The sequence below is a fragment of the Fimbriimonadia bacterium genome (genome assembly GCA_039961735.1).
Taxonomy (GTDB): domain Bacteria; phylum Armatimonadota; class Fimbriimonadia; order Fimbriimonadales; family JABRVX01; genus JABRVX01.
The window spans coordinates 1-26,019 of the sequence record JABRVX010000029.1 but is presented as its reverse complement, the minus strand read 5'-3'; the positions used below and the strand labels follow the sequence as shown (position 1 = coordinate 26,019).

The following is a 26,019-nucleotide window of genomic DNA, read 5'->3' as shown; positions in this document are numbered from 1 at the left end:
CAGCCACTCGGCTCTGTCGTTCGGGACCCACTATACCCCTTCGCCAGTGGGATACGCTGTTCAGTTGCCAAGCGATTTCCCTTCGGCTACCGATTGCCTAACTAAGCAATCTCGACACTAGCGGTCAACCAGCAGCGGGTAGAGGCGAGAATCGCATGCTCATAGGGCCACGGTCTTTCATGCCGGCCATCGCATCACCCGTGGTTCTCCGCCCTGCGCTTGACGGCATCCAGGAGGTTCTGGATGTTAGTGGAGACCAGGTGCTTGACCACCCTTCCCACTAGCGGGCCTAACAGCGGCACGTTGTACTCATAGGTGACCTCGGATCGGAAGCATGTTCCTTCTGGCACCTCGGTGAACGTCCAGGTGCCTTCTAGTCGGTCGTAGTCGCCCTCGAGCTGCCGAAAGGTGCAGGTGTGCGATACATCGTCCCACAGATCCTCTTCGGTCCAGCGAACCGTCACTCTGAACTGCTGAATAACTCCTGCCCAACGTGTGACCACACGGTTGCCGTCACGCTCCAGCACGGACAGCTCCTTCACGTCCGGCATGAACTCGGGGAATCGCTCCACGTCCTTCGCGATGGCGTATACTCTGTCCAGCGGAGCTCGGATGATCACGGAGTTCTCGACGGTCGGCACCTCACACCTCACACGTCAACGTAGTAGGTAACACTCCATACCCCCGACTTCTGCACGATCTCGAGACCATGGTAGGTAATAGCTTTGACGAGCGCACCTTCCTGCGCGAACGACTCGCGGTCCACTCGTGCGAAGCCGACAATTGCGGCCATCGCGTCGTCCCGGACACTCTCCACCTGAAATCGAGTTCCTAGCAGCCCCTCGGTATCGAGCAGGTATACGAGTTCGCTCAGCCAGCGGACGAACAGCGTCTCGAGATCGGGCGCACTGAGTTCGATGCGTCGCTCCTCGGTCACGGGCGCGGCATCCGGCCGGCACATCAGCGAGACCATCGAGAGCGCGCCGTTCGCGAAGAGCTCTTCTAGAGTGGTGCCGTAAGCTATCGCCCCTTTGTCGGCAGTGTGTTCGAGAAACTGGAACGGCTTCACAGGTTGAGGGTGCCCTGCTCGTCTTCGATGTTCTGAGGTTCCTCGATCACCTTGGCGAGATTGGCGAGGCGATCCCCTTCTCGCAGAGTATGCACACGGACACCCTGCGTGTTCCGACCGATGACACGGATCTCTCGCACCCGAACGCGAATAGCCTTCGCCTGCTCAGACATCAGCAAGACCACATCCTTGTCGGTGACAGCCTCGGCCCCTACAACGCGCCCCGTCTTGTCCGTGCACTTCATCGTGATGATGCCCTTGCCTCCACGGTGCTGACCGCGGTACTCATCGAAAGCCGTTCGCTTGCCGTAGCCATTCTCGGAGACCACGAGCAACGTGGCATTGTTGTCCACGATTAGGCTGCTTACCACTTCGTCGTCCGGAGCCAGTCGCATGCCTCTCACGCCTCCCGCTGCGCGTCCTCTCGAAGGCACCTCCTCCTCGGGGAAGCGGATGCACATACCATTCCGCGATATGAGAGTGAGATCTGAGGACCCGTGCGTGTGGTGCACCCACACCAGCGCATCGTTCTCCTCTAAGTCGAATGCAATCAGCCCGTTCGCTCGCAGATTCTGGAACTGCGAGAGCTGGGTGCGCTTGATCTCGCCTCGCCGACTCACCATCACCAGATAGCCGTCGGCGCGGAACTCACGAACGCTCAGGGTGGCCGTCACCTTCTCATCCGAAGCTATCGCGATATAGTTGATAATCGGCGAGCCCTTCGCCTGACGACTGCTCTCCGGGATCTCGTATGCTTTGAGCCGATACACCCGCCCGCGGTCCGTGAAGAACAGGATGTAGTGGTGGGTGCTCACCTGGAAAAGGTGGGAGAGGGTGTCCTCCTCTTTCGTCGTCTGAGCGATGACACCTTTACCACCGCGCCGTTGGGTGCGGTAGGAGTCGATGGGCACACGCTTGATGTAATTGTCTCGGGTGATGGTGACAATCGTCTCTTCTTCCGGTATCAAGTCCTCGTCACGTACCTCGCCCGGCTCGTGAGGGGTGATCTTCGTACGTCGGGCGTCGCCGTACTTGTCACGCAGCGCAGTCCACTCGTCAATCATGATCTGTGTTAGCCGTTCGGGATCGGACAGGATGTGTAGTAGTGAGCCGATGGTACGAAGTAGTGCACGGTACTCATCGTCAATGCGCTGCTGCTCCAGGCGTGCCAACTGTCGAAGCTGGATGCTGAGAATATAGTTTGCCTGCACGACGCTCATTCCGAAGCGGACTACCATCTCGCGTCGCGCGGCCTCAGCGGTCTCGGACCCGCGGATCAGCGCGATGATCTCATCGAGGAATCGAATCGCGATCTGGAACCCTTCCAATAGGTGTGCGCGGTCCTGTGCGCGGAATAGCTCGTACTCCGTGCGGCGCCGAATCACCTCGCGCCGATGCGCGATCGTGTGATCCAGAATGGTCAACAACGGTAGGCAGCGCGGCACGTCGTCCACGAGCGAGAGCATGTTAACGCCGAAGGAGGAGCGCAGTGCGGTGTGCTTCAGCAGAAAGTTGAGAATGGTGTTAGGATTGACATCCCGCCTCAACTCTATAACCACCCTCATGCCGAGGCGGTTGCTGTAATCGTTTAGTGCGGTGATACCGTCGAGTTTCTTCGACTTCACCAGCAAGTCTATGTTCTCCAGCAGCGTGCGTTTGTTCACCTGATACGGCAGCTCGGTTATCACGATGGCAGCCTTACCGTGCTCCATCGGCTCGATCTGGTGCCGGGCCTGCATGATGATGGAACCACGACCGGTTTCGTAGGCTTGGCGGATGCCCTTCACGCCAAGGATCAGCCCCGCCGTCGGGAAGTCCGGGCCGGGTAGATGCTCCATGATCTCGTCCAAACTGCAGTCGGGCTTGCGGATCCGATGCAGAAGCGCGTTGATCACCTCGGTCAGGTTGTGCGGGGGGATGTTCGTCGCCATTCCCACCGCGATGCCGGCACCGCCGTTGCAGAGCAGATTTGGGAACTTGCCTGGGAGAACGACGGGCTCTTCGCGGTCCTGAAGGTAGTTCGGGCGCCAGTCCACCGTCTCGCGGTCTATGTCCTCCAGGCACTCCATAGCGTAGGGGGTCAAGCGGACCTCGGTATATCGCATGGCGGCGGGCGGGTCGCCGTCCACGCTCCCGAAGTTGCCCTGACCGTCCACCAGCGGATAGCGCATGTTGAAAGGCTGCGCAAGCCGGGCGATCGTGGGATAGATCACCTCGCCGCCGTGGGGGTGATAGTTGCCGGCGACCTCTCCGGTCACCTTCGCGCTCTTGGTGTGCTGGCGGTCGGGTGTCAGGTTCAGCTCGCGCATCGCGTATAGAATGCGGCGCTGGACGGGTTTCAGGCCGTCTCGCGCGTCGGGCAACGCGCGGGCGATGATAACCGACATCGCATAATCGAGGTAGGAGCGCTTCAGCTCCTCCTCGATCTGAACCGTGCCGATGCCCTGTCCCGCTTCAGCCATGAAAAGTCCCTACCCGTCGCTAGCTTCTGAGGAATACTAGGATTGTACCCGGAAAGCCCGCCCGGAAGCCCGAATTCGCCGCCTGCGGTAGAGGATCGTAACGAAACCCCTCGCGCTGCGGACTCAGCGCGGTGTGGGGCGGCGCCCTACATGGAAGCCTCCACCGCAAGCGGCGGAGGCATTTGCACCAACCCATCGCATGCCGCTGGTGCCGCGCGTGCACGGGTTGGAAGCGTCGTGGCTCATACGCGTCCCCTCACCCCCTTTGCCGTCTCAGCAGCAACGCCGCGCTCGGGAGCAGGAGCAGGAGGGAACCCGGCTCCGGGACGGGGGAGGAGAGGTAGAGAGACCACTTGAGCGTGGTGGGGTCGGCCACCGTCCAGAGCACGTCGCCTCGGTCGTTCAGGTCGCACACCTGGACGCCCCAGGCGGTGCCTTGGGTCAAGCCGATCCCAGCAGTGAGATCGTAGTCGTTGACGAAGAGCGACCGGCTGCCCTGACTGCCGACGAACCTCTGCCGGTACCACACGATGTCGTTGCGTTCGTTCAGCCGTTGGGGGAAGGCGGTGTTGTCAGGCAGTGACTGATCGAAGAACATGGGTGTCTCATCGAGCCAGAAGCGATATCCGTTTCCCCAGAGCACGCGACCAGAGGAGTTGATCCGTGCAAAGCTGTCAAGGGCGTCGCGGTTCGGTCCCAATACCTCCGCAGTCAGGTCGTAATCCCCCTTGAAGACGTGGTAGCGGTAGTATCTACCGTCCACTAACCGACGCAGCACCCACGCCACTTCGCCCGAGTCGTTCGCCTGCCAGGGCATCGAGCCCCACTCGGAAGGGGTTACCTCCCACTCGCCCAGATCGTACCGGCGGGCGAGCGCCTCGCCGTCGAACCACAGCTCGGGCTGGGCCTCTCCGTATCCACGGCCCCACCACAGAATCCTGCCCTCCGGTGTCACGTCCCAACTTCTGTCATACCACCCGTCCGTCCACTGATCCGAATAGTCCACCCCCTGCTTCATCACCGTGGCACGCACGGTGCTGCCATTCGTCCACATCATCTTCCCTTGCGGGTTGAGGTGCGCCATTAGCGACCTCCAAGGACCATCGAACCAGTTCTCGTTCTGGATCACTCCGTTGTACATCACACGTGCGTAGCCTGGGTACTCGATCAGGTTGCCCACTACCATCCAGTTGCCCGCATCGTCAACTCCACCGGGCGTTAGCTCGGTCAGGCCGCCAATCTCCTCAGGAAGCAGGTTACCATCTAGCATAAGGCGGCGTGGGCCGCCTGATGCTGGCCTACCGATCAAGAAGTAATGGCCGTTGTTGCTGAGATGCCCCCAGCCTGCGCTGGAGATATCACCCCACAGCAAGCGGTGGGTGTACTCGACGCCCATGCAAGGCGAGAGTGCTATCAGTGCGAGCAGTGCCGCGAGCGCCCCTCTCGGGGCGGCCGAAGCCGCGCCGAGAGGTCGCGTCCTGCGGCAAGCCCTACGGGCCAGGGGGCTCTTCGATGAACTTGCCATAGTAGAGTGCATCCTTTAGGTCCTTCTCATGTCCGAAGATCGCAGTCGTGTCCCAACCGCCCATGAGCATCAGACTGATGTTCTTCTGCTGCATCCGGTTGATGAAGTAGTCGTAGAAGGAGTAATAAGGGACTCCCCATGCCTTGGTCGAGGCGGGTCCAGGGTCCTGTGCGAAGACCGGCTTCCTGTACTGACTCCACGAGACGAACACGTCCGCAGGCTCGGAAACTGCGCCGAACACGGGGTAGTCTCTGTAGGTCGAGGAGTCGTTGAGTCCCCACCCGTGCATGTTGTTAGGGTTGTTGCGGTCATACTCCACGCTCGGCTCGACGAAGTCGTGGTACACCCACGCACCCGTGCCGAAGAGCGGACTCACACCAGGGGAGTACGCTGGGAAGTAGCTGTCCAACGTGTAGTCGCGATACTTGACCCAACCCGTTGCCTCGTTGGCGCTGCTGTCGTAGTCGTACCACCGCTGGCGGATCCAGAGCGTGTCGGGGCCCGTCTGAGGGTTACCGTCCGGGTTGAAGCCCGTACTCCAGCCCCTTGGAAGTCTGTTGTACGTGCTGACCTCACCCTTGCCAGGCGGCCACCCGTACATGGTCTGGATCATGCTGAAGGTGGGGGGCACGTAGATGATGCGCTCCGTCAGGTCTTCACCGCCCTCCTCGTGGAGCCAGGCGTGGATATCAGCCGGTAGCACCGCGGCGTCGCGCAGGTAGTTGGGAATCGCCGTGGGGTTCTCCCAGTGGGCGAACTCGGCGTAGTTCAGGTTGATGTTGGGCGCCGTTGGCGCCAGGTAGAGCAGGGCGAGCTTGGGCGCCGTGTTGCCGCTGCCGCTCACCTCGTCCAGGAAGTCCTTGTAGAGCGACGCGATTGCCGATGCGCGGAAGTCGCGCCAGCGCTGCCAGTCGTCTGCGTCGTTTAGGTAGCGGTACCGGCGAGCAAACCTGTTGTTGCCCGGGTACTGCTGTGGGTCGGGCTCGTCTGGCGGCTTCGGTGGTTGGCAGTAATTGACGAACTGCTCCCAGGTGGCGTCGTCGAACGAGAACTGGCTCTGCCGCCAGTAGTTGTCGCCGATCGGGAACTGACTCTGGAGGTGTCCGGCATCCCAGATGGCCCCGTTGAACTGAGTGATCATCTGGTTGGTGCAGGACCTCTCGTCCATCAGGATCGCCACCGAACCGACTCCCACGTTATCGAACAACCCACCCAGGTAGTTGGTGCCCGCCATGAAGGGGCGAAGGCGCTCGTGGAGGTCCTCTGCGAGCTGCACGATGCGCGACCGCACCGTGGGATGCAGAGGGTTGTAGCCTCCGTTCAGCGCGCCGCCGTGGCTCATGTCGGCAGTGGTCTCCGTCGTCATATAGAAGCCGGTCGCCACCATGCCGATGTTGGACACCATGCGGAGGAGGTTGGGGTGATCGGCATTCTGCTCCACGTGCTCAGGCTTCCAGCCGTTGACGGAAGAGTCGCCTGGGTGGCCGGTGAACTTTCGGGGGAAGCAGAGGTAGTCCAGTTCCGGCGTGCCGCGGAAGTCAATCACGGGCAGGAACTTCAGCCCCTTGCCTTGGCATACCGCGGCGGTGAAGCCGGCGAAGTCGAAGTCCGCGATGGGTGAGGGCGGCATTGTTGTGTAGTAGTCTGCGAAGTAGCCTGGGGCGTTGTCATTGGGCCACGAGTTCGTCTCGATGAACTCGCCGATGTACTTCACTGGAGGCGCCGGGACCACGTTGGGCCGAGCCACCTTCTGACCCGGGACCATCTCGAAGTTCATCGTGTCGAACACGTCCGTGGGGAACATCGCCTCGCCGTAGTACACCACGTCGAAGCTGAGCGTGTCCAGGTAATCAGGCACCTGGCCGAGTTGGTCGCGGAAGTGCCAGTTCACGTACCGTGTGTAGGCGATGTAGTTCTTCAGCGCGTGGTACCTCGCGGGTAGGTTCCAGCAGGTGGGAGCGCGCGTCCAGTCGTTCTGGTACTCCTTCTCGGGGATGCCAGAGACCCACGTGCCGAACACGTTGCGCATGGCTCCCGGAGACTCGAAGTACATGCCGACCTGGAGAGGGTCGAGCGCATCCGTGGGAATGCCAACGGAGAAGGGCGCCCCGGGGGGAAGCTCCTGTTCGAGCACGTACACCCGGATCGCGCGGATGGCAGCGGGCATGCCGCCGGTTCGCGTCATCGCCGACACCAGGAGCTGTCCACCGCCTTGGCTGTCGGGGTACCCGCCCGGATAGATGTAGAAGGTCCGTTCGGCGTAGCTCGGCGGCCCTGCGGTAGGCATGATGGACCGCGGCTGGCCTCCGACCGAGCCGAGCTCCTGCTCCGAGGTGATGGTGTTTCCCGCAAGGAACACGCAGGCGGACATGGGCTCGCGCGGGGAGTGCACGAAGTCGGGCCCCCACTTCAGGATCTCGGTCACGGAGAACACCATGTCGCGCGGCTCGTCCACCGGGTACTCGATCACCACCTTGTGCAGCTTGCCACGGTCGGTATCCGAGACCGGCAGGCGGTAGGCGAAGTTCATCATGGTGGAAGACCCGACTCCGCGGTACAGCCCTGGGGCGTAGTAGGTGGACTCGGGCCGGGGGTAGAGGACGGTCTGCCCGATATTATTGTCGGCCAGGTCGACCCTGGTCGTGTGATCCCCGGTCCACGTACCCCACTTCTCATGCGCCTGGGCGGCCACGAGAACCCGCTTCGCCTCGCCCTCCGCGAACCCAGTCACCGTCTGCCCCTGGACGAGCAGGAGCCGCTCGTCGAACGCCAGCAGGCGCGTGGGGAACCCGCCGTGCGTGAGGAGAGGCGTCGTACGTGCGTCCATGCGCGAGAAGGGATCATCGCCTTGGACGATGGCGGCAGTGATCCAGTAGAGGCCGGGGCTTACCTCGTAGTCGTTGCAGAGCGGCGGCTTGGAGACGCCTAGAGCTCCGTTTGCACCGAACACCGCACGATACCATCCACCGCCAAATGGCACCTCGTAGAAGGGCACCGTATCGAGCGGGATGGCAACGGTTCTTGCCGTTCCAGACAGGGTGTCTTGGCCCGCCTCGTTAACCCACAGATGCACGTAGTGGTCCTCCGGGTCGCCCAACACGCGCGCTGCCGCCCCAGGTGGGACATCCATCTGCACGTATGCAGCGTAGCCCGCCTCCAGACATTGTCGCACCGCTGCGCTCGCCTCAGACATGACGTCGAAGTCGTCCGTGCTGACACCAAGCGGGTCGAGCGAGCCATCCACGTTGGGTGACAGGGGCGCCACCCTGTTGGTCTCCCCCAGCGTCTCGACAAACGAGATGTCGTCAAGGAGTACCCGGTGCGTAATCGCGTCGTCGTCCCCTTGCCAGTGGACAAACTTCATCGAGTGGATGCCCGACGGGTATCCGTGTCGAGCGACCAGCACGTTGTCAAAGTACACCTCGATGTACCGGTGCATCTTCATATGCAGAGGCGACGAGTCGTGGCTCACCTTCCACTTCACGGTGTGCCAGGCTAACGCCTTGTCGGCCCGCGTGATGCCCGTATCTATGCTATAGGTGCCGCCAAACCGAACGTGGAACTTGGCCGGGTCCCTGCCGGCGACGGGGCCGAACATTACGCCGCCGACGTCGAGGGCCCAGTTGCCCGCGGGCGTGGCATCAGTCTCCTTGAAGCGCACGGATGCCTCTCCGACGAAGGGCCTTTCGACGTGAAAGGCGAACTTGTCGCCCTCCACGTTCAGGACTTTGTTGTACCCCTCCGAGGTGATCCGAAAGTCGAAGTCGTCTTGTAGGTTCCTGTCGTAGACCAGCTCGAGCTTCCCCAGCATCTGCCAGGCCGGCGGCACCAAAGGATCGACGTACACGCCGAACGACCGCGCTAGGTTGTCGAGGGGATCTTGCTGGAAGTGCCAGGTGACTTGCCGAATCGTTCCAGGCGGATCAGGGGTAGGTTGGGGGTCCTGCTGAATCTGCGCGCTACAGATCAAGGGCGCGAGGATCAGTCCTAACCCTCCCCATCCGGTAATTAGAAACACAAACAAGCGTTTCATCTCGTCATGCTCCCTTCTGGAGCCTCTCTCATCCTATCCCGCCTTTTGGGACAGACACCGGTAAGGGTACCGGACATGGGGAGGTTCTCCATCGAATAGGAGTCACTTCCACCCCCGAAAAGTTACCTCGCCGGAGCCGCGAGAAGCGCAATATCCCGCAACATAGTAGAAGTGCTGGGGGTGCTTATCCGATCAGATCGTGGCGCCCCGACGTTCGGCTGCTCCGGGTGGTCTTGGGTGCGGTTGGCTGCCGCATCTGGTGCCTCTAAGTAGGGGCGGCCGCCCACTGGGCTTACCACGGTAGCGCTAGGGTAGATTCCGAGAACTGCCTGGGGAGGTTGCACGGATTGGCACGCTGGAAGAAGAGAACGCACGGATGCGGGGAACTACGCAAGGAGCACGTGGGCAGGGACGTGACCCTCAACGGCTGGGTGCATCGCATCCGCGACCACGGCGACCTCGTGTTCATCAACCTGCGTGACCGTACCGGGATCACGCAGATCGTGGTGCGCGCCGACGACGTGGAGCGCCTCGGCCTCCGCGACGTTAAGAGCGAATACGTACTGTCCGTCACCGGCCCCGTTCATCTCCGTCAGCCCGGCGCGGAGAACCCGGCGATGCCTACCGGCGACATCGAGTTGGAGGCCCGCGAGATCGAGGTGCTCAACACGTGCAAGGTGCTACCCTTCCCCGTGTCGGACGAGCGTCAGATGCAGTCCGTGAACGAAGAGCTGCGCATCAAGCACCGCTACATAGACTTGCGCCGCCCCAGCATGTACGAGCGACTGGAAGTACGGCACAAAGTGGTCAAGCTGATCCGCGATTTTCTCCATGAGCGCGGCTTTCTGGAAGTCGAGACGCCGATCATGACCAAAGCCACGCCCGAAGGCGCCCGCGACTACGTGGTGCCCTATCGGTTGGCACCCGGGAAGTTCTACGCGCTGCCGCAGTCGCCACAGCAGTACAAGCAGCTTCTTATGGTGGGTGGTGTGGAGCGCTACTTCCAAATCGCCCGTTGCTTCCGCGACGAGGCGCAACGCGCGGACAGGCAGCCCGAGTTCACTCAGCTCGACCTCGAGATGTCCTTCGTCGAGCAAGAAGACATCCTTTCGCTCACCGAGGAGTTGACGTCTTCGGTGGTGCGACAGCTCTCGAACAAAGAGATGCTTTCTCCGTGGCCGCGCCTCACCTACGACGAGGCGATGGAACGCTTCGGCACCGACAAGCCCGATCTGCGGTTCGGCCTCGAACTGAAGACGCTGAACGACCTGGTGGCGGACTCGGAGTTCGCGGTGTTCCGCAGCGTGTTGGACTCGGGGGGCGTGGTCCGAGCGGTGCGATACCCCGGCGGTGCCTCGCTCAGCCGTCGGGAGATCGAGGAGCTAGTGGAGTTCGCCAAGTCCTTCGGCGCGAAGGGCATGGCGTACTTAGCACTCACCGACGAGGGCGCGAAAGGGGCCGCCGCCAAGCATCTGAGCGAGGAGCGCATCGCCGAGATCGCCCGGCGGTGTGAGGCCGAGAATGGAGACCTGGTGTGCATCGTAGCTGACGCGAAGGCGGTGGCAGACGAGGCCCTGGCTCGCCTGAGGGTGGAGATCGGCTCGCGGTGTGACCTGCGCGACCCTTCGAAGCTGTACTTCTGCTTTATTACCGACTTTCCGCTGGTGCTATGGAACGAAGAAGAGCAGCGGTGGGATTCCTCGCATCACCCCTTCACCATGCCGCACGAAGAGGACTTACCCCTCTTCGACTCGGACCCGGGGCGCATTCGCGCGCAGTGCTACGACGTGGTGTGCAACGGCGTGGAATGGGCTAGCGGGTCCATCCGTATTCACCGCCGCGACATCCAGGCGAAAGTGTTCGACCTGCTCGGCATAGACGCCCACACCCAGGTGGACCGCTTCGGGCATATGTTGGAGGCCTTCGAGTATGGCGCGCCGCCTCACGGCGGAATCGCACCGGGGATTGACCGGCTGGTGATGTTCCTGATGGGCGACGAGAACATCCGCGAGGTGATCGCCTTCCCCAAGATCGCTGCCGGCTACGATCCGCTGATGGACTCACCTGCGCCCATCCAGGACGAGCAGTGGGAAGAGCTGGGCCTCGCGCTTCGCGAGACAGCCCCGAAAGACGACGGCGGTCAAAAAGATTAGCCGAAATCTGCTCGAACTTCACACCTAGGACGACTGCCGGGTTGCATATTGCGTCGGACTTTGATAGAATGCTACTGCTGAGAAAACCCGGATGGGGAGGGCGTCATAAGGCCACGCTCTGCAGGCCGCGGAGCGGGACGCTCACCCCAGGCCGATTTCCCCCTCGACCCCCCACGGGGTCGCGGTTTGGTTTCATCCGTTGCTCCCCCGCGGATCCCGCACCCTGCAAATCTGGCCACTCGCCGATTCCTGCTGTATAATATCATGGGTGTGGGGCGGTCTGTGTCGCCCTCACGGCGGCTCTTCCGATCGGTCATCGAGCTAACCCAAAGAGGAGGCTTGGAATGTTCGATCGAATACTGTTTGTCCTGCTGGCGCTGAGCTGCGCGGGCGCGGCGGCAGCACAGCAGGTCGTCGAGTTTCCTATCTCCGTCGGCCCCCAGACGGAATGGCAGCCATCCGTCTCCTACGGCATGGTGGTTTGGGCCGACGACCGGTCCGGTACCGACCCCGGGTTCGATATCTGGGGCACCGACCTGCGAAACCCGTGGCCGTTTCCGGTGTGTCAAGCCCTGCGCGATCAGCTCCGGCCGCAGATCGGAATGTGGCGCGGAGCGCCTCTGTGCGTTTGGGAGGATTACCGTTGGGCCACGGGTCCCGACATCTGGGGCCTCGTATGGCCACCGGGCAGTCCGGAGTTCCCCGTGGCTGCTTCCCCTGACCCCGAGAAGCGGCCTCGCTGCTTCGGGCCCAACGTGGTCTACGAGCTCGATTCGCTAGCCGGGTTCGGTCCAGACGTGTGGGCTTGCGACCTCGACTCCATGCAGACGTATCCCGTGTGCATGGAGCCCGACGTTCAGCGTAGTCCCGACGTGTTCGGATACAAAGTGGTTTGGTCGGATAACCGGCCACAACCAGACGGAGCGTGGGACCTCTTCTTCAAGGACCTGCGAGTGCTGAGCGCGGAGACCAACTTGACGAGAACCCTCGATGAGGAAGCCGCGCCGGCAATAAGCGGTAACTGGGTCGTTTACGAGTTTGTCTCGCTGGTCGGCTGGGACACGGACATCTACGCACGCCGAATCGATGATCCGGATATACCCCCCAAACCGATCTGCATTGCCCCCGGCGATCAGAGGAACCCCGCAATCTGGGGCAACATCGTCGTTTGGGAGGACTATCGCTACGGTGCTCCCGTCATCATGGGCTACGACCTCTCTACGGAGGAGGAGTTCTTGATTAGCCAGGCTGGCGGCTCGATCGGTGCCGATACCGAGCCAGACGTGTCGGAGGGCGTGGTTGTCTGGACCCGCAGCTATCCTGCGATGGGCATCTTGCCTGACGTGATCGGTGCGTGGTTGCAGTTCAGCCAGATCGAAGGCGACATCCACCTCGGGCACTATCGGGCAGACCCCCAGTTCGAGCCGCTCGAGCTGCATCTTAAGGATTCGATGCCGCCAGCGCGCGAGTTCGTCATCCCCATTCGGCCGGATTCGAACGGCCACTTCGTGGCAGTCACGCGGCTGAGCGGGTTGTTCATCGCCTCGCTCAAACACACCCACTGGCTTCGCCAGACGTTGCCCGGCGTGTATGCGCTGCAAGCGGGAACGACCACGCCGATGAGCTTCCAACTGATCAACGGGGATGCGGTGCAAGACAACCACGTGAACCTGATCGACCTGAATAAGGTGCTCGTCGAGTTCGGGAACCCCGCACCGAACGACGCCGATCTCGACGGCAGCGGCCTGGTGGACCTCGCCGATCTTAACATCGTGCTGGTCAACTTCGGAATACCTGGCGATCCATGGTAGCGGGTTGGCTTGAATGACGAGTGCGGGCGGCCGAAGGCCGCCCGCACCACCCTGGCCGACACTGGCAGCTCGTGAAACCCTATAACCGTTGTGGCCCGTAGGGCACTACGCAGGCGATTCTGTTGCAGAACGCCGCCCGTCTAGGCAAGAGCTTCCCGGATGCGCCGGATCGCGTCGTCCAATTGCTCGCGACTGATGGTGAGCGGCGGCGCGAAGCGGAGCGTCTGCTGATGCGTATCCTTTGTCAGAATTCCCCGGTCGAGGAGCTTCGGAATCCGGTCACGCGCCGTGCCCGCCGAGGCGTGGAACTCCACGCCGACCAGTAACCCCTTGCCCCGGACCTCCTTCACCTGATCGCCGACTAGCGGCTGCAGACCCTCTCGCAACACGGCTCCCAGTTCCTCCGCCCGTTCATCGAGGCGGTGCCGCAGCATCTCCATGAGCGCGGCGAGACCCACCGCGCAGGCGAGCGGGTTGCCCCCGAACGTGCTGCCATGATCGCCTGGCTGGAAGACGCCGAGCACGTCGCGCCGGCCTACCACCGCCGAGACGGGGTAAAGGCCACCTCCCAGCGCCTTGCCGAGCGCCATCATGTCGGGCTTGGCATCCTCCCACTGCCACGCGAAGCGCCGGCCTGTGCGACTGAAACCGGTCTGCACCTCGTCCCAGATGAGCAGCACGTTGCGCTCGGTGCAGATGCGTCTCACTTCTGCGAGGTAGCCTGGCGGCGGCACGATGATGCCGCCTTCGGCTTGAATGGGCTCCAGAAGCACGGCGGCGGTGTTTGGCGTAATGGCTCGCTCAATGGCCGGAGCATCCCCGAACGGCACTATGGAGAAGCCCGGCGTAAGCGGCTCGAAGCCCTCGTGGTACTGGTCCTCCGTCGAGAAGCTGACGATTGCGATGCTCCGCCCGTGGAAGTTGCCTTCGGCAGCGATGATCTCCGCCTTGCCACGTGGTACACCCTTCACCGTGTGCGCCCACTTGCGAGCCAGCTTGATGGCGGTCTCCACGGCTTCGGTGCCGGAGTTCATTGGCAAGGCCATCTCGGCGTCGCAGAACTCGCAAAGCGCCGCGAGGAAAACGGCCATCTCGGCGGTGTACACGGCGCGTGAGGTGAGAGTGACGCGTTGCATCTGCTCCAACGCTGCTTTCATCACGGCGTAGTTACGGTGGCCGTGCGCCAGCGCGGAGTAGCATCCCACCATGTCGTAGTAACGGTTACCCTCCTTGTCCCACACCTCCGCACCCTCGCCGCGGGTGATGACGACAGGGATAGGGTGGTAGTTGTGGGCGCACACTTCGTCGGTGAGGGCGAGCGTCTCCTCGTGCGAGAGCGCCTCGACGGTGGCGGGAATGCCGTCCTTCAGCAGCCGGTCCAGCATGCCGGTCTTGGTGGTGGGTGTCATACGTCGTTGCTCCTTGGTCCGAGCATACCGGCCTGCGTCCGTTCCTGTGAACCCCCGGCCCAGCGGTTGCACGGCAGTTTCGCCGTCCCGGCGGTGCCCCCGTCCGACGGGACGCGCAGCACCGTGTCGTCCCCGCGAAGGCGGGCACCCAGGCCCCCTCCGGCGGGACGTCGGAGCCACGAGAGCGCAACTTGCCCAGTAGCTTGCCATTCGCGCACGACTTTGGTATACTTTCGAATTGCCGAGCGGGAGTAGCTCAGTGGTAGAGCATCTCGTTGCCAACGAGAGGGTCGCGAGTTCGAGCCTCGTCTCCCGCTCCATTTCGTTGCCCACTTCGCCACCCGGCCGGCCTTCCTGACGTACACTTCTCAGCATGGAGCGCAAGCCGTCCCCGGAAGAGGTTCAGATTCGCAAGGAAGACGAAGCGGTCGCCTTCTGTCGCGGATGCGGTCATCCTTGCGACACTGTGTTGCCACAGCCGGGCGGCTATTGGCGATGCTCCCAATGCGGCAAGCGCCGACAGATGATGCCGCGGGACGTTCCGCGCCGCGTGGCCTTTCTGATCTCCAACTTGGTCCGCCGCAACGCGCGCGTCACCGCGATGGCGCAAGCCGGGCTGCTGGTGTATGGATCCCGAGCGCGCGAGCCGCTGCTCCAGGCGTTGGAGACCCGCCCGCAACATGCAGACCGCTTCCTTCCGGTGCTTGCGCAGATCCGAGGGGCGGACCCCGTGAAGCGCCTGGCTAACCGGCTTCGGCGCCTTAGCCACGGCATCTTGTGGCGGAAATGGGTATTTCGGTGGATAGCCATCGCAGCAACGGTCTACTTCCTGATGAGGGGCTGGTGGTGCCTCATCTTCTTCTCCATCGGCCTCGCTGGCGTCCCGACTCACGATCAGTACCGAAGTCGGCTGGTCAGAGCGCTCGGGCTGACGGGCGACCCGCTGGCGTGCGGCGCGGTCGCACAGCAGTTTCGGGCGGGTGGTTCTGTGTCAGTGGCCGCGGAGGAGGCGCTGAAGAGGCTCTTGCCCAAGCTGTCCGATTCTCACGCGGGCAAGTTCACCGCCCGCGAGATCCAGGCGTTGCACAACGTAGTGTTGCTCGCCTCCCCCGAGACCGCAGTGGCGGCAGTGAAGGCACTGGTGTACGTAGGCGATCATCACACGGAGTCGTTCTATTTGAGCACGTCGGCGGCTTTGCCGCATGACCACCCGGTGCGGAAGGCGATTGACGACGCGCTGCCGGCTCTCCGCAAGCGGCTAGAGTGGCGCAAGGAGTCCCCGACCCTCCTCCGCGCTGCGAACGGGGTGAACGAGGATGAGGGGCGGCTTCTGCGGCCCGCCAGCGATGCGCCGACCAACCCTCAGCATCTTCTCCGCGCGGGTGAGGCTCCGGAGACGGATGAGCCTCAGTAGGGTAGTCTGCCTCTAGAGGGTATCGAGAGAGTGCAGCGTCTGAAGCCGAACCACCGAGTGCTCGCCAACGTAGTGCTGGTCATAGCCCTAGCCGCGATGGGTGCGAAGTACCTCGAGCGGTACGAAGTGCATGGGCGCGCCAACGCGCTCAAGAACTCCTCCTCCGGCTATCTCTGGGCCTGTCGCTACGAGTTGGTCGATTGGAGCGAGTGGGGGGCCGAGGCGCTGGCCCGTGCCGAGCGCGAAGACAAACCACTGTTCGTAGACGTCGGTGTGTTCTGGAGCAACGAGGCGCAGGTGCTCGGTCAGTCGTGCTTCGGCGAGCCCGAGATAGCCCAGTATCTGAACAGCCACTTCGTGTGCGTCAAGGTGGATGCGGCTCAGCGGCCCGACTTGGCAGACTCGCTGGCGTGGCAAGCCAAGGCCGCCTCCGATGTGGCGGGGTTGCCGCTCTATCTGGCAGCCACGCCGGAAGGCGAGGTGTATGCCGCAACAGGGCCGTTGCCACCCGACGGCGATCCAAGCATGCTGCTCTTCGTGAAGAACGCGATAGATCTGTGGTCGCTGAATCGCAGCGAAGTCGTTCGGTCGGTCGTGAGGGTGAGGGCTCGCGTCGAGGAAGCCATCGTGGCATCGGAGCAGCGCCCGGCTGCGCCAAGCGTCCAAGCGGTGATCGAGGCGCGCGATGCGATTGTGAGGCTCTTCGACTCAGCGAATGGCGGCTTCCTGCGACCGGGTGAGGTGGGAAAGCGGCTGGATGGTGCGGCGCTAGGGTTCTTGTTACACCGTGCAGAAGGTGGTGACCTCGAGGCCGAGCGCATTCTAACGGCAGCACTCGAGCGGTTGGCAGATAGCGCACTGCACGATCCCGTCCACGGTGGCTTCCACCTTCGCAGTCGCGACCGCCAGATGACACTCCCCGACTTCGCCAAGCTCACCGAGGCCAACGCTCAGATGCTATCACTGTACGCTCGGGCAGGTGTTCTGCTGGACAATCCGTCGTTCATCGCCGTCGCTCGCCGCACAGCCGACCTGCTGCAGTCCGAGATGTGGGATCAGGTCGAAGGCACGTTCATCACGGGGATTGCCGGTGCCTTCAAACCCGAGGAACCAGGGCGCTACTACGCCTGGTCAGTCAGAGACCTTCAAGGCATCCTGACGCCGTCGGAACTGACCGCGGCGACGTTGCGCTTCGGCATCGAAGGTAAGGAGGGGCTAGGCTGGAACTCTTCTCTTCACGCGCTGCGGGCTGCGCGAACCTATGAGCAAGTTGCGGAGGCGATGGGCACATCCGTGATGGACGCCCGCGAGATAGTGGCTGACGCAGTGGACAAGATGGCGGATGCCCCGGCACGAAAGACGATGATGCCGCCAAAGGACAGCTCGGTATACACCAACCTCAACGGTGCTGCTGCGTACGCCTTCGCGTCGGCCGGCGAGGTGCTGGCAGACTCCCAGTATATCGAGGTGGCCCGACGCACGGTGAACCAACTGATGGAGCTTCCAAGAGACCGGTTTGGTCTGTTGCCCCACGGTCCTGGAGCCCCAGAGGGTCTGCTTGCGGATCAGGTGTGGCCCGCACGGGCCGCCATCGTCCTGTACCGAGTCACACGCGACGAGGCATATCTCCACTTTGCTGTCAAGCAGGCCGAGCGGATCGAGGCGGCATTCGAGGACCGCCATGGATGGTGGGGTTTGTGGTGGCGGAGCGAGGACCGACGCAGAGACGATCGTAACCGAGCGCGGCTTGCGGCTGGGCAGTCGGTGGATAGCAAGCTCGTTCGGAACGGGATGATCAGCCTAAAGCCTGTCGAGGACGGCGAGATGATCTCGCCCAACGCGGCTGCTGCAATGCTGGTGCTCGAACTGCACGAGATTGTCGGCGATCGCAAGCACCTGCAGCTCGCGCGGCGCATTCTATACGCCTTCGGAGGGAGTCTGAGCGGCGCCGAGATGGAGCGGGCGGGCATAGCGATGGCCACGGACCGCTACTTGAAAGTGACTAAGGGGGCAAAGGATTGAGCGCATCGGGACGGGTCGTCCTAGGGATCACAGGCGCAAGTGGGGCGATCTATGGCGTCTGCGCGCTCCAACGCGTGGCCACCGCTTTCGACGAGGTGTACGCCATCATCTCGCCACCCGCTGCCATCGTGCTGAAGCAGGAGTTGGGATTAACCGTAGACCCGGAGAGGCCGAGCGCCGAGGGCTTGGGACTGCCTCCACTGCCCAACGTACGGTTCCTGGGCCATCGCGACTTCTTGACTCCGCCTGCGAGCGGGTCGTTCCGACACGAAGGGATGCTGATTGCCCCGTGCTCCATGGGTACTGTCGGGCGGATCGCGCACGGCGTATCGGACGATCTAATCACGCGGGCTGCAGACGTGGCGCTGAAGGAGCGTCGGCGACTGGTGCTGTTAATTCGAGAGAGTCCGCTCAGCCTGGTTCACCTGCGCAACCTGGTTGCGGTCACGGAGGCCGGAGCGATCGTTCTGCCTGCCAGCCCGAGCTTCTACTTCGGGCAGACCACTGTGAACGAGCTGGTGGACGGTGTGGTGCGGCGGGCGCTGCAGTGTTTGGGCAGGCCGGACCCGGATGCGATGGAATGGGGACTATGAGCGTTTTGTCACAGAATGCGCCTAATCGAGTACATTCCGAGGCGATCATCGCCAATTCGATGCGCTAACTCGCAAATCCCTGGAATCCTTGATATACTCTATGCCGTCACTTCATTCTCGTATAGGGAGGTTATCTCGGATGCAGCGAAAAGGTTTCACCCTTATCGAGCTGCTGGTCGTTATCGCAATCATCGCAATCCTTGCAGCAATTCTCTTCCCTGTCTTCGCGCAGGCGCGCGAGGCCGCCATGAAGACCCAGTGCGCGAGCAACAGCAATCAACTCGGCAAGGCAGGCACGATGTATACGCTCGACCAGAACGGCACCCTGTTCTATGGTCGCGTGCATATCAACAATCCGGACAGCTTCCCGGCCGGCTACATCTGGACCGGGCTCATCCAACCTTACGTCAAGTCGAAGCAGGTGCTGCTTTGCCCATCCCGTGATAAGAACCGCGACACGCGGCTCAACAACCCAGCGAAGTTCGCGACGCGGTGGAACTACTCCGAGGACGACAACCACGGATGGCTGAACATCGGATTGAACGTCGGAATTGGGGGTTGGTACAGCGGCGACAATGCGATTATCGTTCGCGAACGCCTGGTTCGCTCGAAGGCCAAGAACGTCTGGTTCGCCGACTCCGTACCGGGAAGCTACCGAACCACCATCAACGAGTGTGTGTCCATCTCCGGGCACAACAGGTTCAAGGGCTATGAAACGGATAACATGTGCGTGAACTGCGCCGGCATCTGTGCTTCGACCCGCCACATCGCAGGCAAGCAAGGCGAGTCACTCTCCGGCTTCAATGAGAACGGAGGCGGCCTCAACATCACGTTCCTCGACAGCCACACCAAGTTCTACCGATGGGACCAGGTGAAGCCTACCATGAACATCGCGGACGTGCCCGCTTCCTGCGGCGACAGCTGGCATCGAGACCAAAGCCGGCGCGACGCGAATGCCGCAAACATCAAGTGGATGACCTGGATCTACGGGTGTCTGGCGGAGTAGTCGGCAATGGGCAAGGATAACAAGCTCGGGCTGATCATCGTCTTGGTCGTTCTGATCGTTATTGCGGGCTTCGTCGTGGCTCGCTACATGGGAGGCCAGGGCACCGATCCGGGCCAGGTTCCAGAGCGATACGGTGACCCGCCCGGAGCGGTTCCACCCGGCTCGGCTCCAGGCATGTAGTCTCGTCGAGGGGCGGGCAATCACCCGCCCCTCGCGCTTCGTGAGAGCCATGAATATCTCCACCGCTTGCGGCGGAGGCATCAACAAAGGGCCCACCTCGGCAGGATTGTGCGATTCTTCGCGAGAAGGGAGATAGCGACACTTCTCCGCCTCGCCGTAGGCGGAGTACACGACAAGGAGAGACCATGGACCTGCGCGAGGCAATCCTGCACCGCAGAAGCATCCGAAACTTCGCCCCGGGCGAGATCCCCGAAGAATCTGTGCGCGAGATGCTTCTCGCGGCAATGTACGCTCCCTCTGCCGGCAACCAGAGACCTTGGCATTTCATCGTCGTTCGAGACCGACGCCTCTTAGACACCGTCGCCCTAATCCATCCCTACGCCCAGATGAGCAAGCAGGCCAGCGTCGGCGTTCTCGTCTGCTCCGACACCACCGGCGTCAAGTATCGCGATCTGTGGCCGCAAGACCTCGCCGCCGCCACGCAGAACTTGCTGCTGATGGCGCACGGGTTGGGCTTGGGCGCGGTGTGGACTGCGGTCTACCCGGACCCAGAGCGCGTGCTTTCCTTCCGCCGCGCTTTTCAGTTGCCTAGCTACGTCGAGCCCTTCGCCTTCGTGCCCATCGGCATACCCGCAGACACACCGGAACATCCCGAGCGATTCGATGAAAGCCGCATCCACACGAACCTCTGGTGAGCTTCGACCGCGCAGGAGGCTCTGAGGTATAAAGAGCGGACTGACCGCGCCGCTTCGGGGCGGACGCGGTTTGCCGTGTGCCTGGGTCCTTATGGGCGAGGCACCGGCGGCTTCATGCGCAGGGGGACAGACCGACATGCCCATTCGACCGGAAGAGATCACCAGCATCCTAGAGAAGGAACTCACCGAGTTTCGCAGCGGCACCACCGTCGAGAGCGTGGGCGTCGTGCTACAGGTGGGCGACGGCATCGCCCGCGTGTATGGCCTGAAGGACGCCATGATGGGAGAGCTACTGGAGTTCCCAGGCGGCGTCTTCGGCCTGGCGCTGAACCTCGAAGAGGACAACATCGGCGCCATCTTGCTCGGCTCCGACAGTGCCATCTCAGAAGGCGACGAGGTAAAGCGCACCGGGCGCATCATCGAGATCCCGGTCGGACGCGGCGTGCTGGGTCGAGTCATCAACGCCCTCGGTCAGCCAGTGGACGGCGGCGGGCCAATTCAGTCCGACGAGTTCCGCAAACTCGAGACCGTGGCTCCTGGCGTGGTCGAGCGCCAGCCGGTCAAAGAGCCGTTGCAGACCGGCATCAAGGCCATCGATTCGATGATCCCGATTGGCCGCGGTCAGCGAGAGCTGGTCATTGGGGACCGCCAGACGGGCAAAACGGCCATCTGCGTGGACACCATCATCAACCAGAAGCACACGCAGGAGACCAGCAAGCCGGTCTACTGCATCTACGTCGCCATCGGTCAGCGCATGTCCACCATCGCGCGAGTGGTGGACTCGCTGAAGCAATTCGGAGCCATGGACTACACGACGGTCATCGTCGCGTCCGCAGACGATTCGAACGCGATGCAGTACCTGGCCCCGTTCGCTGGCGCAACCATCGGCGAGTATTTCCGCGACAACGGCATGCATGCGCTGGTGGTGTACGATGATCTGTCGAAGCACGCACAGGCCTACCGAGCGGTATCCTTGCTGTTGCGCAGGCCTCCGGGACGGGAGGCATACCCCGGCGACGTTTTCTACCTTCATAGCAGGCTGCTGGAGCGTGCCGCAAAGCTGAACGACGAGAAGGGCGGAGGAAGCCTGACCGCCCTCCCGATCATCGAGACGCAAGCCGGCGACGTGTCGGCGTATATTCCGACGAACGTCATCTCGATCACGGACGGCCAGATATACCTGGAGCCCGACCTGTTCTTTGCTGGCGTGCGCCCCGCCATCAACGTGGGCATCTCGGTAAGCCGCGTGGGCGGAAGCGCTCAGATCAAGGCGATGAAGTCGGTGGCCGGTCGTCTGCGATTGGACATGGCACAGTATCGCGAGGTGCAGGCGTTCGCGCAGTTCGCATCCGACCTGGACAAAGCCACGCAGAACCAGCTCATTCGGGGTGAACATCTGCAGGCATTGCTCAACCAGCCCCAGTTCTCCGGCATGCCCGTGGAAGACCAAGTGATTTCCATCTTCAGCGGGTCGGCTGGCTATCTGGACGATATAGACCCCGCCGATGTGCCGCGCTTCGAGTCGGAGCTGCTGGAGTTCGTGAAGGCGAACTATCCCGACGTACCGGAGACCATCCGCGCCACCGGCGAGTTCAGCGCGGAGACCGAAGACACACTGCGAAAGGCCGTGGAGCGCTTCAAGGAGCTGTTCAAGTAGACTGAGATGGCAACGCTGAAGCAGATCCGAGGGCGCATACGAACCGCCAAGAGCATCCAGCAGATCACTCGCGCGATGAAGCTGGTCGCGGCGGCGCGACTGAAGAGAGCGCAAGACCGTGTGTTGCAAGCACGCCCGTTCTCAGAGAAGATGCTGGATCTGATGCGGCAGCTCGGAGCGGCGGGGGACCTGCCAGATCATCCGCTGCTCGCCGTTCGTCCCATCCAACGCGCCGGGGCGCTGCTCATCACTTCGGATCGCGGTCTGTGCGGCAGCTTCAACACGAACATCCTGCGATGCGCGGAGGGATTACTGAGGGAGCGGCCGGTCGAGGCGTGGCGGCTCATCACCGTGGGTAAAAAGGGCCAGGCGTTCGTCTCCAAGCGCGGCTATCAGGTGGCCGAGCATTACTCGTTCCCGCCGACGGGTGCCACACTCGTAGACGCGGGAACTGTGACAGCGCGCATCACGGAGATGTTCGTCTCCGGCGAGACGGATGCCATCTATGTGGTGTACAGCAAGTTCATCTCCCCGCTGAAGCAAGTGCCGACCGTGACCCAGCTCCTGCCCATCGAGCCGCCGAGCGATGGCGAGAACGGCCCTGCGCTCGACTATATTTTCGAACCCTCCGCTGCCGAGCTTCTCGGCAGGCTCCTGCCCCACTACCTCCGGACGCTCGTCTATCAAGCTTTCATCGAAGCGAATGCCAGCGAGCACGGCTCCCGGATGACCGCCATGAGCGCTGCCACGGATAACGCCGCCACGATGATCCGTGAGTTGACCCTCCACGCAAATACCGTTCGTCAGGCCGGCATTACGAAGGAACTGCTCGAGGTCGTCGCCGGCGCCGAAGCACTCTCAGGGTAAAGGCGCTGCCGCTGGTATACTCCGCCCAACCTTCCGAAACATGAAAGGGGTTGGTCCAGAAGTGGACGAGCTGAGCACACGATACGAACCGCAGCAAGTCGAAGACCGGTGGTACGCGTTCTGGGAAGAACGTGGATACTTCAAGCCGGAGAGCGACCGAGACCCCAACACCACAAAGGTCCCCTACTGCATCACCATCCCGCCACCGAACGTTACCGGCTCATTGCACATCGGTCACGCGCTCTGTTACACCATTCAGGACGTGCTAACCCGCTGGAAGCGCATGCAGGGTTACGATGTGCTCTGCCTACCTGGAACCGACCATGCGGGCATCGCCACGCAGATGGTGGTGGAGAAGGCGCTTCGCGCCGAAGGCACCAGCCGACACGAGTTGGGCCGAGATCGCTTCATCGAACGCGTGTGGGAGTGGAAACGCCGGTACGGCGACACGATCATCGCGCAGTTCCGCCGCATGGGTTTCTCTTTCGAGTGGGGGCGTCTCGCCTTCACGATGGACCCCCACTATGCGAGTGGCGTGATCCGCACCTTCGTGGATTGGTGGGAGAACGGCCACATCTATCTCGGCAACCGCGTGGTCAACTGGTGCCCGAGTTGCCACACCGTTATCTCGGACATAGAGGTCGAGGACCGCGAGCAGAACGGCAAGCTGTACTACGTGCGATACCCCTTCGCAGACGGGGACGGCCATATCACCATCGCTACCACACGACCAGAAACCATGTTAGGCGATGTGGCGGTTGCGGTCAACCCCGAGGATGACAGGTATGCACGTCACATTGGCAGAGAGCTGCTTCTTCGTCTGGTAGGTCGCCCCATCCCACTCATCGCCGATGAGCACCCGGACCCGGCGTTCGGCACCGGCGCCGTCAAGATCACGCCCGCGCACGATCATAACGACTTCGAGGTGGGTCTGCGACACGGCCTGCCAATGCCTTGCATCCTGGCCGAGGATGCCACTGTGGACACCTCGGGATTGATGGAGGAATTCGGCGAAAACGAGTTTCTACGGCGCTACCATGGTATGGATCGGTACGTCGCACGCAAGGCGGTGCTCGAAGACCTCGAAGCCCTCGGCCTGCTGGAAAAGGTGGAGGACTACAAGCTTGTCTTCGGTGCATGCATGAGGTGCCACACCGCGCTCGAGCCTATGCTGAACGAGCAGTGGTTTGTGGCCATGCAAGCTCTTGCAGCCCCTGCGGCGAAGGTAGTAGAAGAGGGGCGTGTTCGCTTCGTGCCCGAGCGTCACGCCGACACCTACTTGCGATGGATGGCCGGCATCCGTGATTGGGCCGTTTCTCGTCAGCTATGGTGGGGACACCGCATTCCGGCATGGTTTTGCCAGGACTGCCACCCCGAGGACTTCGCCGAGAGTGAAGACGGACTGCGCCTCGTCCGACGCCGTGGCCCCATCGTCCAGATGGACCCCCCCACCGAATGCCCGCGATGCGGTGGCACCAACCTAGTGCAGGACCCATGGGTGCTCGATACATGGTTCTCCAGCGCACTGTGGCCACATGCCGTTCTCGGCTGGCCGGACGACACACCGGACCTGAAGCGCTTCTACCCAACCGACGTGTTAGTTACCGCGAAGGACATCATCTACCTGTGGGTAGCGCGTATGATCACAACGGGTCTGTACCACCTAGACGAGATCCCGTTCCGCGACGTGCTCATCCATGCCACGGTGCTTAACGAACAAGGTCAGCGCATGTCTAAGTCCCTAGGCACCGGGATTGACCCGTTGGAGGTAGTGGAGCAGTACGGCGCCGACTCGCTCCGCTATGCGCTGCTTCTACAGACCGGCTGGAACCAAGAGATCCGCTTCGGCGAGAAGCGCATCGAGGAGGCCCGCAACTTCTGCAACAAGATGTGGAACGCCTCGCGCTTCGTACTGATGAACCTGGACGAGGAGTTCCGTGCTAGCTATCGCGGCCTGCCCGACGAGAGCGAACTGGAGTTAGTGGATCGGTGGATCGTATCACGCCTATCTGCGACGGTGGAGCAGACGAGCGGTGCGCTCGAGGTGTACAACATGGCCGAGGCGACGCGACCGCTGCAGGAGTTCTTTTGGGGAGAGCTGTGTGACTGGTACATCGAGGCCGCCAAGCCGAGACTGGGTGATCCCGCCAAGCGCGGCGTGGTTCAATCCGTGTTAGTGTATGTTCTGGACGTGTACATGCGTTTGCTCCACCCCTTCATGCCCCACCTGTCTGAGGAGGTGTATCAGCGACTGCCGGGGCACGGAGAGAGCGCCTGCATCGCCGAGTGGCCGAAAGCAGGGAAACGGTATCCGGATGCCGAGGAGGAGATAGACGCACTCATTGATGTCGTGCGCGCTGCGAGAAGCCTTCGCGCCGAGGTCGGCCTCACACCGATGCGTGCCTGCCCAGTCCTCTATTTATCAACTTGTGACGAGCGTGCCCAGGCCATGCTGCAGCAGGGACGGGAATTGATCGCGGGTCAGGCATGGTTCGAGCGACTCGAGCTCGCGCCGCCGGATGCCTCCGTGAAGCGCCTGGAAGCCTCGGTCGGCCCCGTGGACCTGTACCTACCCATTGAGGGCGTGATTGACGTGCAAGCGGAGATCGCGCGACTGACCCGCGAGAAACAGCGGGTGGAGACGGAGCTGGCATCCGTGCAGGCCCGGTTGGACAACCCGCAGTTCCTGGAGCGCGCGAAGCCCGAGGCGGTGGAGAAGGCGAGGAACGACGCGGCCGAGCTTACAGCTAACCTGCAGAAGGTGGAAGAGCGCCTCCGCCTGTTCTCTTCCCCCTGAGCTCATCGCCACGAGGCGTGGCCAATTACTGCCAACGCGGCTCCTTCCGTCACGCTTAGCCTGTGTAAGCCTGAGCCTGTCGAAGCGTGGCCTCGCCCGTCGCACACTATCACCTCTTGCCACAACGCTCGCGGCGCACGATTGCACGCTTCGACAAGCTCAGCGTGACTTATAATGACGAGGACGCCCCGACAATGGACGCCCTGGGCCGCGCTTCGACAGGCTCAGCGTGACGGGAGGGCTGTCCACGGTGCGCAGATACCCCCCACCCACAACGCCACCGGGTCAGCAGGCGGAATCGGCTCGCGAACGTGGCATCGCCGTCC

Annotated in this window: 17 protein-coding genes and 1 tRNA gene; 12 read left to right on the top strand and 6 right to left on the bottom strand. The window is 62.4% G+C overall.

What is annotated here, in order from left to right; genetic code table 11:
* Positions 1–194: 194 nt before the first annotated feature.
* The 5 genes from HRF45_08150 to HRF45_08130 all read right to left on the bottom strand — a co-directional run bounded on the left by HRF45_08150 (position 195) and on the right by HRF45_08130 (position 9,089).
* Positions 195–641, bottom strand: coding sequence for an SRPBCC family protein (locus HRF45_08150; protein MEP0766493.1), 447 nt, complete (start codon positions 639–641; stop codon positions 195–197).
* Positions 642–649: 8 nt separating this feature from the next.
* The gene (locus HRF45_08145; protein ID MEP0766492.1) at positions 650–1,069 is read right to left on the bottom strand and encodes an archease; all 420 of its coding nucleotides are present in this window, start codon (positions 1,067–1,069) and stop codon (positions 650–652) included.
* Positions 1,066–3,531, bottom strand: a complete 2,466-nt coding sequence (gene gyrA / locus HRF45_08140; protein MEP0766491.1) for a DNA gyrase subunit A — start codon at positions 3,529–3,531, stop codon at positions 1,066–1,068. Before gyrA ends, HRF45_08145 begins: the two co-directional genes overlap by 4 nt.
* Before the next feature lie 256 nt (positions 3,532–3,787).
* On the bottom strand, positions 3,788–5,056 hold the full coding sequence (locus HRF45_08135) for a hypothetical protein (GenBank protein MEP0766490.1): 1,269 nt from the start codon (positions 5,054–5,056) through the stop codon (positions 3,788–3,790).
* Complete coding sequence (locus tag HRF45_08130; protein MEP0766489.1) at positions 5,022–9,089, bottom strand: hypothetical protein; 4,068 nt, start codon at positions 9,087–9,089, stop codon at positions 5,022–5,024. Before HRF45_08130 ends, HRF45_08135 begins: the two co-directional genes overlap by 35 nt.
* Positions 9,090–9,436: 347 nt before the next feature.
* On the opposite strand from HRF45_08130, the gene aspS reads away from it, so the two are divergent.
* Positions 9,437–11,242 (top strand): aspartate--tRNA ligase, encoded by a 1,806-nt coding sequence (aspS, locus tag HRF45_08125; GenBank protein MEP0766488.1) that lies wholly within the window; start codon positions 9,437–9,439, stop codon positions 11,240–11,242.
* A gap of 344 nt (positions 11,243–11,586) precedes the next feature.
* Positions 11,587–13,053 carry a hypothetical protein gene (locus HRF45_08120; protein ID MEP0766487.1) on the top strand — a complete coding sequence of 489 codons (1,467 nt, stop codon included), beginning with the start codon at positions 11,587–11,589 and terminating at the stop codon, positions 13,051–13,053.
* A gap of 140 nt (positions 13,054–13,193) precedes the next feature.
* Here HRF45_08120 and rocD read toward each other — a convergent pair whose 3' ends face one another.
* Positions 13,194–14,438: an ornithine--oxo-acid transaminase gene (gene rocD, locus HRF45_08115; protein MEP0766486.1), complete on the bottom strand. Its 1,245-nt coding sequence runs from the start codon at positions 14,436–14,438 to the stop codon at positions 13,194–13,196.
* 269 nt (positions 14,439–14,707) lie between these two features.
* On the opposite strand from rocD, the gene HRF45_08110 reads away from it, so the two are divergent.
* The 10 genes from HRF45_08110 to HRF45_08065 all read left to right on the top strand — a co-directional run bounded on the left by HRF45_08110 (position 14,708) and on the right by HRF45_08065 (position 25,693).
* Positions 14,708–14,782, top strand: a tRNA-Gly gene (locus HRF45_08110).
* 53 nt (positions 14,783–14,835) lie between these two features.
* Entirely contained in the window at positions 14,836–15,876 is a 1,041-nt protein-coding gene (locus HRF45_08105; protein ID MEP0766485.1) for a hypothetical protein, read from the top strand.
* Positions 15,877–15,906: 30 nt separating this feature from the next.
* Positions 15,907–17,898 (top strand): thioredoxin domain-containing protein, encoded by a 1,992-nt coding sequence (locus HRF45_08100; GenBank protein ID MEP0766484.1) that lies wholly within the window; start codon positions 15,907–15,909, stop codon positions 17,896–17,898.
* Entirely contained in the window at positions 17,895–18,491 is a 597-nt protein-coding gene (locus HRF45_08095) for a UbiX family flavin prenyltransferase (GenBank protein ID MEP0766483.1), read from the top strand. The genes HRF45_08100 and HRF45_08095 overlap by 4 nt, the downstream gene beginning before the upstream one ends.
* 100 nt (positions 18,492–18,591) lie before the next feature.
* Positions 18,592–19,497 (top strand): prepilin-type N-terminal cleavage/methylation domain-containing protein, encoded by a 906-nt coding sequence (locus HRF45_08090; GenBank protein MEP0766482.1) that lies wholly within the window; start codon positions 18,592–18,594, stop codon positions 19,495–19,497.
* A gap of 6 nt (positions 19,498–19,503) precedes the next feature.
* Positions 19,504–19,677 (top strand): hypothetical protein, encoded by a 174-nt coding sequence (locus tag HRF45_08085; GenBank protein ID MEP0766481.1) that lies wholly within the window; start codon positions 19,504–19,506, stop codon positions 19,675–19,677.
* Positions 19,678–19,862: 185 nt separating this feature from the next.
* The gene (locus HRF45_08080; GenBank protein ID MEP0766480.1) at positions 19,863–20,372 is read left to right on the top strand and encodes a nitroreductase family protein; all 510 of its coding nucleotides are present in this window, start codon (positions 19,863–19,865) and stop codon (positions 20,370–20,372) included.
* 136 nt (positions 20,373–20,508) lie between these two features.
* Positions 20,509–22,029, top strand: a complete 1,521-nt coding sequence (locus tag HRF45_08075) for a F0F1 ATP synthase subunit alpha (protein ID MEP0766479.1) — start codon at positions 20,509–20,511, stop codon at positions 22,027–22,029.
* Positions 22,030–22,035: 6 nt separating this feature from the next.
* Positions 22,036–22,896, top strand: coding sequence for an ATP synthase F1 subunit gamma (atpG, locus tag HRF45_08070; protein MEP0766478.1), 861 nt, complete (start codon positions 22,036–22,038; stop codon positions 22,894–22,896).
* A 40-nt stretch (positions 22,897–22,936) separates the two neighbouring features.
* The gene (locus tag HRF45_08065; GenBank protein ID MEP0766477.1) at positions 22,937–25,693 is read left to right on the top strand and encodes a valine--tRNA ligase; all 2,757 of its coding nucleotides are present in this window, start codon (positions 22,937–22,939) and stop codon (positions 25,691–25,693) included.
* Positions 25,694–26,019 lie beyond the last annotated feature (326 nt).